Origin of the sequence: Pseudomonas sp. 2835, from assembly GCF_050435905.1 — a bacterium.
In the GTDB taxonomy this organism is placed as follows: Bacteria; Pseudomonadota; Gammaproteobacteria; order Pseudomonadales; family Pseudomonadaceae; genus Aquipseudomonas.
This window is the reverse complement of the sequence record NZ_JBNDLE010000014.1, coordinates 12,651-25,784: the sequence shown is the minus strand read 5'-3', so window position 1 is coordinate 25,784 and position 13,134 is coordinate 12,651. Positions and strand designations below refer to the sequence as shown.

Genomic DNA, 13,134 nt, shown 5'->3' with positions numbered 1-13,134 from the left:
ATTAATAGATGCACCGCAATCCTGTGGTGCCAGAAGAGGATGGACCTATGTGGAAAAAGCCTGCGTTCACTGATCTGCGAATCGGTTTTGAAGTGACCATGTACTTCGCCAATCGCTGATCCCTCTTGCGCCGGTCGCTGCTTGCAGCGGTCGGCGCTTCTGTTTCTGCCCGCCGATGGTCTGATTGCAATCGATGCGGGATGCTTTAGGCTGGCGCTATTACAACAAGAACAGAGGCGTCCCATGAGCCCGAAGCTGAGCCAGTTGCGCAAGTTCGTCTCCCCGGAAATCATCTTCGGCGCCGGTTGCCGGCATCATGTCGCCAACTACGCCAAAACCTTTGGTGCGCGCAAGGTCCTGCTGGTCAGCGACCCCGGGGTGATCGCCGCCGGCTGGGTCGGCGATATCGAAGCCAGCCTGCAGGGCCAGGGCATCGATTACTGCCTGTACACCGAGGTGTCGCCCAACCCTCGGGTTGAAGAGGTGATGGCTGGCGCCGAGCGCTACCGCAGCGAACAGTGCGACGTGATCGTCGCCGTCGGTGGTGGCAGCCCCATGGATTGCGCCAAGGGCATCGGCATCGTGGTTGCCCATGGCCGGCATATTCTCGAATTCGAAGGGGTCGACACCATTCGTGTGCCGAGCCCGCCGTTGATCCTGATCCCGACCACTGCCGGCACCTCCGCCGACGTTTCCCAGTTCGTGATCATCTCCAATCAACAGGAACGCATGAAGTTCTCCATCGTCAGCAAGGCGGTGGTGCCGGATGTGTCGCTGATTGACCCAGAAACTACCCTGAGCATGGACCCGTTCCTCTCCGCCTGTACCGGCATCGATGCCCTGGTGCATGCCATCGAGGCGTTCGTGTCGACCGGCCACGGGCCGCTGACCGACCCCCACGCGCTGGAAGCCATGCGCCTGATCAACGGCAACCTGGTGCAGATGATCGCCAACCCGGGCGACATCGCCCTGCGCGAGAAGATCATGCTCGGCAGCATGCAGGCGGGGCTGGCGTTCTCCAACGCGATTCTCGGCGCCGTGCATGCCATGTCGCACAGCCTGGGCGGCTTTCTCGACTTGCCCCATGGGCTGTGCAACGCGGTACTGGTCGAGCATGTGGTGGCGTTCAACTACAGCGCCGCGCCCGAGCGCTTCAAGGTGATTGCGCAAACCCTGGGCATCGACTGCCGGGGCCTGGGCCACAAGCAGATCAGCCAGCGCCTGGTCGAGCACCTGATTGCCCTCAAGCGCGCCGTGGGCTTTCATGAAACCCTCGGCCTGCATGGGGTCGGCATGAGCGACATTCCGTTCTTGTCCGAGCACGCCATGGATGACCCGTGCATCCTCACCAACCCGCGCAGCTCCAGCCAGCGCGACGTCGAGGTAGTCTATGGCGAGGCCCTCTGAGCCGGCGGGCGATGCCCTGGCCGGGCTGCTGGGGCTGAGCAACCACACCGTACGCAAGAGTCATTACCCGGAGCTGGCGGTGCGCCTGGAAGAGCTGGAGGCCGAGCGCAATCGCTACAAGTGGCTGTTCGAGCATGCCGTACACGGTATCTTTCAAGCCAGCCTTGAAGATGGCATGCGCGCGGCCAACCCGGCGCTGGCGCGCATGCTCGGGTATGTCGACGCCCAGGCCCTGGTGTTGTCGCGCAACGACCTGGCCAGCCATCTATTCGCCGGCGGCCAGGATGAACTGCTGGCCATTGCCCAGGTGCTGCAGCGCGAGCAGGCGCTGATTGGCTACGAGACCCAGCTGCGCCGGCGTGATGGCAGTCATATCGACGTGCTGATGAACCTGTTGCTGCGCCCCGACGAAGAGGGCGTGGTCGAAGGCTTTGTGGCCGACATCACCGAACGCAAGCTGGCCCAGGAGCGCCTGCAGCAACTCAACGACCAGCTCGAACAGCGGGTCGCCGAACGTACCAATGAACTGATCGAAGCCCGTGACGCCGCCCAGGCGGCCAACCGCAGCAAGGACAAGTACCTGGCGGCGGCCAGCCACGATCTTTTGCAACCGCTCAACGCTGCGCGATTGCTGATCTCAACGCTGCGCGAGCGGCAATTGCCCGCCAGTGAACAGCAATTGGTCGAGCGCGCGCATCAGGCCCTGGAAGGCGCCGAAGATCTGCTCACCGACCTGCTGGATATCTCGCGGCTGGACCAGGCGGCGATCAAGCCCGACCTCGACCTGTACCGCCTGGATGAAGTGCTGGGGCCACTGGCCTCGGAGTTCCAACCAGTGGCCGAAGCGGCTGGGCTGAGCCTGCGAGTGCGCAGCGGGCGCCTGGCGGTGCGCACCGACCTGCGGCTGCTCACGCGCATACTGCGTAACTTTCTCAGCAATGCCTGCCGCTACACCGGGCACGGGCGCATCCTGCTTGGCGCCCGGCGCCGTGGCGACAGTGTACGCCTGGAAGTCTGGGACAGCGGCCGGGGGATTGCCGCCGACCGTCTCGAGTCGATCTTTCTTGAATTCAACCAGCTGGACGTTGGTCGTGCCGCTGATCGCAAAGGTGTCGGGCTGGGGCTGGCGATTGTCGAACGGATCGCGCGCATTCTTGATTACCCGGTGCAGGTCCGTTCATGGCCGGGGCGCGGCTCGGTGTTCAGCATCGATGTGCCGTTGTCGAATGAGTTGCCCAATGAGTTGCCTCTGTCGACGATGGTGTTGCCCAGTGTCGGTGACCCGTTGCCCGGGCGCCGCCTGCTGGTGCTGGACAACGAGCTGAGCATCCAGCAAAGCATGGCAGCGTTGCTGCAACAGTGGGGCTGTGAAGTGCTGACCGCCTGCGACTATGCCGACGCCCTGATGGTGCTTGAAGGCCGGGCGCCGGAGCTGATTCTCGCCGACTATCACCTTGATCACGGGGTTACCGGCTGTGAAGTGGTGCGGGATTTACGCCGGCATTTTAATCAGGACATTTTTGCCGTGATGATCACCGCCGATCGCAGCGACCACAGCCGTCGAGCCATGCAGCGCTTGGGCGCACCCTTGCTGAACAAGCCGGTGAAGCCCGGCAAGTTGCGCGCGGTGTTGAGCCAGTTGCTCGGTTAAGTGGATCTTTGTTACAAGGTTTTTGTCGGAGAATGACCGTTTGTCCCCGGGAAAGCGCCTGTGCCGGGCTTTTTTTGTTATAAACCAGCGCCGGTGGAGGGCCTGTAGCGCCTTTTCGGTCAATTGCACCGTCATTTCTGTTGCCCAGTGTGAATCTCGGCCTTAGACTGCCGCCCCCTGTAAATTGAGTGCCGGATGGTGCTTGAAGAATTCCGCTGCTGGCGAGCTGTTCGCCAGGAGCACCCGATTCGCCTTAATGCACGTATTTTTTATAGAGAAATCAATGACAAAGGAAAAGTTGCTGGCCATGCCGGCCGATGACTACATGAACGCTGAGCAATTGGCTTTCTTCACCGAGCTGCTGCAGCAGATGAAGGTCGAGATCCATGAGCGCATCGAGCAAAGCCGTGTAACCATCGAAAGCCTGGACACGCCTGCCGATCCTGCCGACGCCGCCTCGGTCGAAGAAGAGCGCCACTGGTTGGTCAACACCATCGACCGTGACCAGCGTCTGCTGCCACAGCTGGAAATGGCCCTGGGCCGGATTGCTGACGAGAGCTTCGGCTGGTGCGACGACAGCGGCGAGCCGATCGGCCTCAAGCGTCTGCTGATCAGCCCGACCACCAAGTACTGCATCGAAGCCCAAGAGCGTCACGAGCAGATCGACAAACACCAGCGTCAGGCTTAACCCGCGCAGGTGTCAGTGCAAACCCCCGAAGAGCGATCTTCGGGGGTTTTGTTTTTCTTGCCCTGTATCAAAGGCCCCGGTCTTACACCCAAGGAAGCATGGCTAATGGCCTAATAGTGGCGTTTAATGGCCGCACAACAACACGTGTTGCGATGGAGCCAAAACATGATGCGAGAAGGATCTCTGCCTGGCGCCGGGGTCGAAGGGCAATCTGCGCCGTTCGCCGTTGCGCCGTGGTCAGACACGGTTTTGCAAAGCCTGGTACTGGCAGGGTTGCTGGCAGCCATGGCGTTTGCCGGGCTTTCGTTCTATATCGGCCTGCCGCTGGCCTTGCTGGCGCTGTGGCTCCCGCGCCTGCGCAAGGCGGTGGTTGTCGTGCAGGATACCCGCGAGCCGTTGGCCGAGTTGACCCGCGACCTGTCACGCACCACCAGCCACAATGCCCTGTCGGCCGCCGGCGTGGCGTTCTCGGTGCAACAGCTGGCAGACAAGCTGCAATCGCAACTGGATTCCGCAGCGCAGATCGTCAGCAGCGCCGAAGTGATGATCGGTACCGAGAAAGCCACCTCGCAGTTGAGCCAGCAAGCCCTGGTCGCTGCCCGCAGTGCCCATGAAAGCAGTGCCGCCGGGCGCACGGTGCTGGCCGAATCAATCCAGCGCATGCATCACTTGAGTGCGCGGGCTACCGCCAGCCGCGAGCTGATTGAGGCGCTGCATCAGCGCAGCGAGGATATCGCCCGGGTAACCCTGGTAATCCAGACCATCGCCAGCCAGACCAACCTGCTGGCCCTTAACGCGGCAATCGAAGCGGCCCGGGCGGGTGACCACGGGCGTGGCTTTGCCGTGGTGGCCGATGAGGTGCGCGGCCTGGCCGGGCGCACCGCCAGCGCCACCGAGGAAGTCGGGCAGATGGTCGCCGATATCCAGCAGCGCACAGCGCAGGTGGTCGAGCAGATTCGTGAACTCTCGGATGACCTGCGCAGTGGCGTTGACCAGGTCGAGCACACCGGTGAACAACTGGACTGCATCGCCGGGCTGGCCGCTGGCGTCGAGCAGCAGATCGGCGAGATCGCCGAGGGCACCGAGACCAATCGGCTGCAACTGGACAGCCTGTTCGCGGCGGTGGCGCGCATGCGCGGCGACCTGCAGGTCAGCGACCAGCAAACCCAGCGCCTTGCCCAGGCCGCCGTGCAGCTGGAAGGGCAGGCAGAAACGATCAGTGAGCGCCTGGCCGAGGTCGGCCTGGATGACTATCATCAGCGCGTCTATGACCTGGCACGTAAAGGCGCGCAGCAGATTGGCGAACAGTTCGAGAACGATATTGCCCAGGGCCGCATCAGCCTCGAGGACTTGTTCGACCGCCACTACCAGCAACTGCCAGGCACTTCGCCGGCACGTTTTCGCACCCGCTTCGACCACTACACCGATCAGGTCCTGCCGGCGCTCCAGGAGCCTCTGCTCAAGCAGCATGAGGGCCTGGTGTTCGCCATTGCCTGCACCCAGCAAGGCTATGTGCCTACCCATAACACTGCCTTCAATCAGCCGTTGACCGGCGACCCGGCCGTGGATACCGCGCACAACCGCAGCAAGCGCAAGTTCGACGACCGCACCGGTATTCGCTGCGGCAGCCATCAGCAGCCGGTGCTGCTGCAAACCTATACCCGCGATACCGGCGAGCTGATGCATGATCTGTCGGTACCGATCCAGGTGCAGGGCAGACATTGGGGTGGTTTGCGCCTGGGCTACCGGCCGCAGCAGGTTTGACCGGGCTTTGTTACCGGTGATGTAAAACAGCTATGCCGGGGATAGCTTTTTCCGCGGCCGGGCAGGACTTATCATGCGCACATCGTTAGGTTGCTAATAAATTCCGGAGGGAATGATGAAGAGCCAAGTCGATGTTGCGGTCATGATAGGCAGCGGCGTACCTGCGTCGTTACAGGCACTGGGCAAACGCGTGTGCTGGGTGGTGCTGGTTAACGGTGAGCGACGTGGCACGGCCTTCGCCAGCCGCAATGAAGCCCAGGAGTGCCAGACGGCCTGGATGGAGCAGTTGCACGGGGGTGATCGGCCCGCCGTTGCGCGGCAGGCCGGTTGAGCCAGGCGCTGTTCAGTTTTCCAGGTGACGGGCCAGGGCACAGGCTTCGGTATGCTCACGGCGAAAGCCTCTGACGCGTCCGGTGGCCTGTTCTGTGATATGAAAGAAACCGATTCCGGCTGGCACCACTACAAAGCGCGGCGTACTGTTGTGTGAGTGTGCAGCATATTCTCTGTAGGAAACGCCTTTAGGCTCTCGACGGAATTCAGTGTTTTCGTGCATATTCGCTTCCCTGTGTACTGTGGATGATTTGCAGGAGCCCGTCCTGCTGAAGGGCTTGCTCTCATCTATCGCACTTTTGTTGCGGTAGTGCTGTCAGAAAAAGCGTCCCCGTTTAAGGAAATCTGCTGAAAATCTGCAAACTGACTAAAGCTTGCAGTAATGGGTAAAGATTCCTGCGGGTTGCTTTGCCAGTCTGCACAGACTTTTCATGCACAAATCCACTAGTCTTTCAGACTTCGAATTGAAGTACCGTTGCCTTGCGGCTGCCTCGCGGCCCGCTGGGGGAGCGGCGTGTAATCGGTTTTTGAGGAATTCTTCTTTGGCAGTCAGCAATCTGGATACCCATGCCCTGTTTGTTCTGGGCGACCTCAGGGCGAAACTGGTCAAACAGTTTCAATCGCGTTTTGTGTATGTCACCGAGCAGAATGCGGAAGGCCTGTACATGGCCGAGATCGATACTGAAACCGCATTGGTGGTGGATGACAAACAGCGTCTGGAACTCAAAGTCGGCGATCATTTTCGCGCGGCGGTGTTGCCCAGCCGTGAAGGTGGCAAGCTGGAAATCCGTTTTCGCGAAATCAAACTGACTGTGTATGGCCTGGGCGACTACGCCTTTGTTTCAGTGCCTGAAGGTGAAGGCATTGTCTTCAAGGAAGGCCAGGGTGTGGTGCTGGTGTTTGCCGCCCATGAACAGCTGCAGGAAGGCCTGAGCAAAACCCTCAAGGCCGTGACCCGCAAGGTTGCCAAATGGCAGAAGGGTGAGCTGACCACCTTCAAGGCCAGCGAGTGAGCGCGCCTGTCGAGCGCGCCAGCCGTGCCGACTTTCATGCCCTGCATCAGGCGCAGGCTCGTGCCTTGGCCGAGCAGTGGCTTGCCGAACGCCCACGCCTGCAGGCGGCGTGGTTCGACTGGGTCGCCACCCAGCTCTATCAGCTGAGCCCGCCCGAGTACGCGGCTATGGTCCGCCGCGAACTGCAGCAGCTCAGTGGCTGATTTCAGTTGCCGCGGTCGCGGCCACTGCTGACCTCTTCAGGTACATCATCACCGGCCATGCGCTTGCGAAACAGCGCCGCACGGGCCAGCAGCAGGGTGGTGACCGGCACGGTGATCGACAGCAGGATCGGAATCAGCCAGGCATGCAGCACCGGCGACTCCTTGAGCATCGAGAAGTACAGGATCGAGGCCAGGGCGACGCACCAGGCGCCCAGGGTCGAGGCCAGTGCCGGCGGGTGCATGCGCTGAAAGAAGTCCTTCAGGCGAATCAGGCCGACCGCTCCGCTCAGGGCGAACAGGCTGCTGAGCAGCAGCAATACGGCCACCAGCACCTCGACCCAGAGCGGCAGTTCATTGGCATTGATCATTCGATTACCTCGCCACGCAGGAGGAATTTGGCCAGGGCGAAGGAGCCGACAAAGCCGAACAGCGCGATCAGCAGCGCCCCTTCGAAATAGGTGTCACTGGCGTAGCGGATACCCAGCACCAGCATCATCAGCATGGCCAGGATATACAGGTAATCCAGCGCCAGGACCCGGTCCTGCGCCGAAGGGCCACGAAACAGCCGCCACAGTGTCAGGGCCATGGCCAGGGCAAAGATGAACAGGCTGGCGAGAATGGCGTTGGCAAGCAGGCCAGTCATTCGAAGATCTCCATCAGCGGGCGTTCATAGGTGTGCTTGAAGTGCTCGATGAACTGCGCCTCGTCATCCAGATCGAACACATGCAGCAAGAGCACGCTGCGATCCAGCGCCAGCTCAGACCAGATCGTCCCTGGGACCACCGTGGTGATCATCGACAAGGCGGCCAGGCCGTGGGCGTCACGCAGTTCCAGGGGGATGTGCACGAAGCGTGAGCGCGGCGGACGGCGCTTGGCCGACCACACGCCACGGGCGACCTGCAGGTTGGACACCAGTACATCGATGCCGACCCGCAGGATCAGGCGCACGATGGTGCCCGGGCGGCGAATGCGTACCGGCAGTGGCCGCAGCGGCGCCATCAGCAGCGGCGCGACAATGCCCAGCACGGCGCCCAGCAGCAGGTTGCCGGGGCTGACCGAGAGGTTCAGCACTAGCCACAGCAGCCACAGTGACAGGGATAACAGCGGAGCAGGGAACAGACGTTTCATGGCTGCCCCCCGGCGCTGGCCGCCAGGCTGGTCGGCCCCGGAACCGGCCGGGTACCCAATACGGCGCTGACGTATTGCTCGGGGTCCTGCAGGCTGGCGGCGGTGTCCTGGGTATAACGCAGCAACGGCTCTGCGCGCAGGCTGAGCAGTACGCACAAGCCCAGCAGTACCACGATGGGGATGCACTCAAAGCGGCGCAGCAGTGGCGAAGGGCGCTCCTGCGGGGTCCAGAAGCGCTGGATGCCGACGCGGGTCAGGGCGATCAGCGAAGCCATGCCGGAGAGCACCAGCAACGCCACCAACATCCAGCCCGCGACGCTCAGTGGCTGCTGCGGCGCCACACCCAGCCCTTGCGGGTTGAACAATGCGCTGATCAGGCTGAGTTTGCCGATAAAGCCCGACAGCGGCGGCATGCCGATGATCAGCAGGGCGCAGGCGATAAAACTCAAGCCGAGGAAGGCCATGGTCCAGGGGATGACCTGGCCGATCACCGCCTTCTGCTCGTCATCGAGGTTGATGCCTTTGGGCGGGTGCAGCGACTCGACGGGCGAGGGCAGGCCGTCGCCTTCATCGTCCAGGGGGATTTCATTGGCCGAGCGCGAGCGCTCGATCAGTTCGGCCAGCAAAAACAGCGCGCACAGCGCCAGGGTCGAACTGACCAGGTAGAACAGCGCGGCGGCGGTCAGGGTTGCCTGGCCGAAGCCGATGGCCGCCAGCAAGGTGCCGGCCGAGACCAGGATGCTCAGGCTGGCCATGCGCTCCAGGCGCTGCGCGGCGAGTATCGACACCGCCGCGCAACCCAGGGTGGCCAGGCCGCCGTAGATCAGCCAGTCGCCGCCAAAGAACGCCGAAGCACCGGCCTGGCCGGAAAACAGCAAGGTCCACAGGCGCAGTACGGTATAGAAACCGACCTTGGTCATGATCGCGAACAACGCGGCTACCGGTGCGCTGGCCGAGGAGTAGGCCGGCACCAGCCAGAAGTTCAGCGGCCAGATCCCGGCCTTGGCCAGGAACGCGGTGGCCAGGATTGCCGCGCCGGCGTGCAGCAGGCCGCGATCGGCTTCCGGTACCAGCGGGATCTTCAGCGCCAGGTCAGCCATGTTCAGGGTGCCGGTGACGCCATAGAGCATCGCCGCGCCAATCAAGAACAATGACGAGGCCAGCAGGTTGATGGCGATGTAGTGCAGGCCGGCCTTGACCCGGGCACGCCCCGAACCATGCAGGATCAAGCCGTAGGAGGCCGCCAGCAGCACTTCGAAGAACACGAACAGGTTAAACAGGTCGGCGGTCAGGAAGGCGCCATACAAGCCCATCAGCTGGATCTGGAACAGCGCGTGGAAGCTCGCGCCAGCGCGATCCCAGCGGGCCATGGCGAACACCAGGGCGCTGACCCCGACGATGCCGGTCAGCACCAGCATCAAGGCCGAAAGGCGGTCGACCACCAGCACGATGCCGAACGGCGCCGGCCAGTTGCCGGGCAGGTACACGCCAATCGAACTGGCCTGGCCCTGACCCTGCACCCACAGCAACAGGGTGATGGCGATGCCCAGCCCGAGCAGGCTGGAGATCAGGTTGATGCGGGCCTTGAGCGGCCGGCGTTTTTCCCCGAGCAGCAGCATCAGCGCTGCGGTCAGCAGCGGCAGCAGGATGGGCGCGACGATCAGTTGGTTCATCGCACTCATTCGTTAGGCTCCCGGCCATCGACATGGTCGGTCCCGGTCAGGCCGCGCGAAGCCAGCAACACCACCAGGAACAGCGCGGTCATGGCGAAGCTGATGACGATCGCGGTGAGCACCAGCGCCTGGGGCAGCGGGTCGGTGTAGTTGAGCAGGTCCTGGGGCACGCCGTCCTTGATGATCGGCTCCTTGCCGATGAACAGGCTGCCCATGCTGAAGATGAACAGGTTGACCCCGTACGACAACAGGCACAGGCCCATCACCACCTGGAAGGTCCGTGGCCGCAGGATCAGCCAGACCCCGGAGGCGGCGAGCACGCCAATGGCGATTGCAATGACTTCTTCCATCAGGCGGCTCCTGCTTGGGTGGGTTTCTGTTGGCTGCCCGGGCGATGGCCGCGAACCGACTGGTGAGCCAGCGCGGTGAGGATCAGCAAGGTCGAACCGACCACCACGGTGAACACGCCGATATCGAAGAACAGCGCACTGGCCAGGTGCATGTCACCCAGCAGCGGCAGGTGCAGGTGCGCGGTATGGGTGGTCAGGAACGGGTAGCCGAGCAGCATCGCGCCGACCCCGGTGAGCGTGGCGCAGAGCAACCCGGTGCCCATCCAGCGCAGCGGTCGCAGGCTCATCTGTGCCTCGACCCACTGGGTGCCGGCCACCATGTACTGGAGGATGAACGCCACCGACATCACCAGACCGGCAGCAAACCCGCCACCTGGCTGGTTGTGGCCGCGCATGAACAGGTACATCGACACCACCAGGGCAACCGGCAGCAGCAGGCGCACCAGCGCCGCCGGCACCATCATGAAGCCCAGGGCGGTGTCGGCCGCATGGCGCGGGTTGACCAGGTCGGTGACCACGTCCGGGGCCAGCAGGCGCTGCTGGGCCGGCAACTGCATGCTCTCCTTGGGCGGGCGGAAGCGCCGCAGCAGGGCGAACACCGCCAGGGCCACGGCCACCAGCACGGTAATTTCGCCCAGGGTATCGAAGCCGCGGAAGTCCACCAGCATGACGTTGACCACGTTGCTGCCGCCACCTTCGGGCAGGGCCCGGCTCAGGTAGAATGAAGAGATGTCGTTGGGCGTCGGGCGGGTCAGCATGGCATAGGACAGTAGCGCCATGCCGCCACCGACGCCGACCGCCAGCAGCAGGTCGCGCAGGCGGCGCAGGCGCGCGCGCTCCTGGGTGCCTGGCAGCGGCGAGACGCCTTCGATCCGCCGTGGCAACCAGCGCAGGCCGAGCAGAATCAGCACCGTGGTGACCACCTCGACCACCAGTTGGGTCAGGGCCAGGTCCGGGGCCGAGAACCAGACGAAGGTGATGCAGGTCATCAGGCCGCAGACACTGACCATGGTCAGCGCCGCCAGCCGGTGGTACTTGGCCTGCCAGGCGGCGCCCAGGGCGCAGGCAATGGCGATCAGCCAGAGCATGACGAACACACCCGAGCCCGGGATTTTCGGCCGGTCACCCCAGCTCAGCCCGCTGTGCAGCATGGGCAGCAAGCCCGCGAGAAGGGCGATCAGCACCAGCATGAACAGCTGCTTCTGCAGGCGCCGGGTGGTGAACACCCGTTCGAAACGCCGGGCGGTGCGCATGATCAGCACCTGGCCGTGTTCGAACAGGCGCTTGCCATTGAAACGCTCGATCAGCGGCGGCGACGGGAAGCGCCCGAGCTTGAGCTGGTTGCGCAGCAGCAAGTAAAGGATGATGCCGCCGCTCATGGCGATCAGGCTCATGATCAGCGGCGCGTTCCAGCCGTGCCAGATCGCCAGGCTGTACTCGGGCAGGGTGCCGCCCACCACCGGCAATGCGGCAGCGGCCAGCAGCGGGCCGACCGATTGCGCCGGGAAGATGCCGACCACCAGGCAGGTCATCACCAGCAATTCGACCGGCGCGCGCATCCAGCGCGGCGGCTCGTGGGGCGTGTGCGGCAGGTCGGTGGCCGGCGGGCCGAAGAACACGTCGACGGTAAAGCGCAAGGCATAGGCGACGCTGAAGGTGCCAGCGAGGGTGGCGATGACCGGCAGGGCCGCTTCGACCCAGGCGGTGGAGCTGATGAACACGGTTTCGGCGAAGAACATCTCTTTGGACAGGAAGCCGTTCATCAACGGCACCCCGGCCATCGAGGCGCTGGCCACCATGGCCAGGGTCGCGGTGAAGGGTATGAGCCGGAACAGACCGCTGAGACGGCGAATGTCACGGGTGCCGCTTTCGTGGTCGATGATCCCCGCAGCCATGAACAGCGAAGCCTTGAAGGTGGCGTGGTTGAGGATGTGAAACACCGCCGCGACCGCTGCCAGCGGGCTGTTCAGGCCCAGCAGCAGGGTGATCAGGCCCAGATGACTGATGGTCGAGTAGGCCAGCAGGCCCTTGAGGTCGTTCTGGAACATCGCTGCGAAGGCGCCGAGCACCAGGGTGGCGGCGCCGGCGCCGCTGACGATCCAGAACCATTCCTCGGTGCCGGAGAGCGCCGGCCACAGCCGCGCCAGGAGGAATACCCCGGCCTTGACCATGGTCGCCGAGTGCAAATAGGCCGAGACCGGGGTGGGCGCCGCCATGGCATGGGGCAGCCAGAAGTGGAAGGGGAATTGCGCGCTTTTGCTCAGCGCGCCGAGCAGGATCAGGGGTAACAGGACGGGATACAGGGCATGGTTGCGAATCTGCTCACCGGCAGCGAGGACCTTGTCCAGGTCGTAGCTGCCGACCACATGGCCGAGCAGCAGTACCCCCGCCAGCAGGCATAGTCCGCCCGCGCCGGTGACCATCAGGGCCATGTAGGCACCGCGCCGGGCATCGGCGCGATGGTGCCAGTAGCCGATCAGCAGGAACGAGAACAGACTGGTCAGTTCCCAGAAAAACACGATCTGGATCAGGTTGCCGGAAATCACCAGGCCGAGCATGGCACCCATGAACGCCAGGAAGAAGGCAAAGAAGCGCGGCACCGGGTCTTGCGGCGACATGTAGTAGCGCGCGTACAGCGACACCAGGGTGCCGATGCCCAGCACCAGCAAGGAGAACAGCCAGGCGAAGCCGTCCATGCGCAGGACCAGGTTCAGGCCCAGGCTCGGCAGCCACAGGAATTCTTCACGGATCACGCCGCCATGGGCGATCTGCGGGTACATCAAAGCGACCTGGACAGTGCCCACCAGGGCGACCAGTCCGGCCAGCAGCGATTCGCTGTTGCGTGCGTTGTGCGGCAAGACAGCCGCCAGGCAGCTGCCGACAAACGGCAGAAGCAGTAGCACTATCAAGGACATAGATTTCTAATC

The 13,134-nt window shown here is 63.3% G+C and carries 14 protein-coding genes; 8 read left to right on the top strand and 6 right to left on the bottom strand.

The features are described 5' to 3' along the window. The first annotated feature begins 47 nt into the window (after positions 1–47). From pqqA to ABIE20_RS19105, 8 genes are all read left to right on the top strand, one after another. Positions 48–119 (top strand): pyrroloquinoline quinone precursor peptide PqqA, encoded by a 72-nt coding sequence (pqqA, locus tag ABIE20_RS19140; protein ID WP_009394664.1) that lies wholly within the window; start codon positions 48–50, stop codon positions 117–119. Between the two features lie 124 nt (positions 120–243). Continuing rightward, positions 244–1,407, top strand: coding sequence for an alcohol dehydrogenase-like regulatory protein ErcA (gene ercA, locus ABIE20_RS19135; protein ID WP_429506590.1), 1,164 nt, complete (start codon positions 244–246; stop codon positions 1,405–1,407). Further along, a complete protein-coding gene (locus ABIE20_RS19130; protein WP_429506589.1) occupies positions 1,391–3,058 on the top strand; it encodes a PAS domain-containing hybrid sensor histidine kinase/response regulator in 1,668 nt (555 codons plus the stop codon). The genes ercA and ABIE20_RS19130 overlap by 17 nt, the downstream gene beginning before the upstream one ends. 283 nt (positions 3,059–3,341) lie before the next feature. Continuing rightward, a complete protein-coding gene (locus ABIE20_RS19125) occupies positions 3,342–3,746 on the top strand; it encodes a TraR/DksA family transcriptional regulator (protein ID WP_429506588.1) in 405 nt (134 codons plus the stop codon). Positions 3,747–3,872: 126 nt separating this feature from the next. Then, positions 3,873–5,510 (top strand): methyl-accepting chemotaxis protein, encoded by a 1,638-nt coding sequence (locus ABIE20_RS19120; RefSeq protein ID WP_429506586.1) that lies wholly within the window; start codon positions 3,873–3,875, stop codon positions 5,508–5,510. A 115-nt stretch (positions 5,511–5,625) separates the two neighbouring features. After that, positions 5,626–5,841: a hypothetical protein gene (locus ABIE20_RS19115; protein ID WP_429506584.1), complete on the top strand. Its 216-nt coding sequence runs from the start codon at positions 5,626–5,628 to the stop codon at positions 5,839–5,841. 541 nt (positions 5,842–6,382) lie between these two features. Next, positions 6,383–6,853, top strand: a complete 471-nt coding sequence (locus tag ABIE20_RS19110; protein WP_045202070.1) for a hypothetical protein — start codon at positions 6,383–6,385, stop codon at positions 6,851–6,853. Further along, positions 6,850–7,056: a hypothetical protein gene (locus tag ABIE20_RS19105; RefSeq protein WP_429506582.1), complete on the top strand. Its 207-nt coding sequence runs from the start codon at positions 6,850–6,852 to the stop codon at positions 7,054–7,056. The genes ABIE20_RS19110 and ABIE20_RS19105 overlap by 4 nt, the downstream gene beginning before the upstream one ends. A gap of 2 nt (positions 7,057–7,058) precedes the next feature. Here ABIE20_RS19105 and ABIE20_RS19100 read toward each other — a convergent pair whose 3' ends face one another. From ABIE20_RS19100 to ABIE20_RS19075, 6 genes are read right to left on the bottom strand one after another with little or no spacing between them, the layout of a single operon-like run. Then, entirely contained in the window at positions 7,059–7,424 is a 366-nt protein-coding gene (locus tag ABIE20_RS19100) for a Na+/H+ antiporter subunit G (RefSeq protein WP_429506580.1), read from the bottom strand. Continuing rightward, complete coding sequence (locus tag ABIE20_RS19095) at positions 7,421–7,699, bottom strand: K+/H+ antiporter subunit F (protein ID WP_038996132.1); 279 nt, start codon at positions 7,697–7,699, stop codon at positions 7,421–7,423. The genes ABIE20_RS19100 and ABIE20_RS19095 overlap by 4 nt, the downstream gene beginning before the upstream one ends. After that, positions 7,696–8,184, bottom strand: a complete 489-nt coding sequence (locus ABIE20_RS19090; protein ID WP_123568353.1) for a Na+/H+ antiporter subunit E — start codon at positions 8,182–8,184, stop codon at positions 7,696–7,698. The genes ABIE20_RS19095 and ABIE20_RS19090 overlap by 4 nt, the downstream gene beginning before the upstream one ends. Beyond that, entirely contained in the window at positions 8,181–9,866 is a 1,686-nt protein-coding gene (locus tag ABIE20_RS19085) for a monovalent cation/H+ antiporter subunit D (RefSeq protein WP_429506579.1), read from the bottom strand. Before ABIE20_RS19085 ends, ABIE20_RS19090 begins: the two co-directional genes overlap by 4 nt. Further along, complete coding sequence (locus ABIE20_RS19080) at positions 9,863–10,207, bottom strand: Na+/H+ antiporter subunit C (RefSeq protein ID WP_010224297.1); 345 nt, start codon at positions 10,205–10,207, stop codon at positions 9,863–9,865. Before ABIE20_RS19080 ends, ABIE20_RS19085 begins: the two co-directional genes overlap by 4 nt. Beyond that, the gene (locus ABIE20_RS19075) at positions 10,207–13,122 is read right to left on the bottom strand and encodes a monovalent cation/H+ antiporter subunit A (RefSeq protein WP_429506578.1); all 2,916 of its coding nucleotides are present in this window, start codon (positions 13,120–13,122) and stop codon (positions 10,207–10,209) included. The genes ABIE20_RS19080 and ABIE20_RS19075 overlap by 1 nt, the downstream gene beginning before the upstream one ends. Between the last annotated feature and the right edge of the window lie 12 nt (positions 13,123–13,134).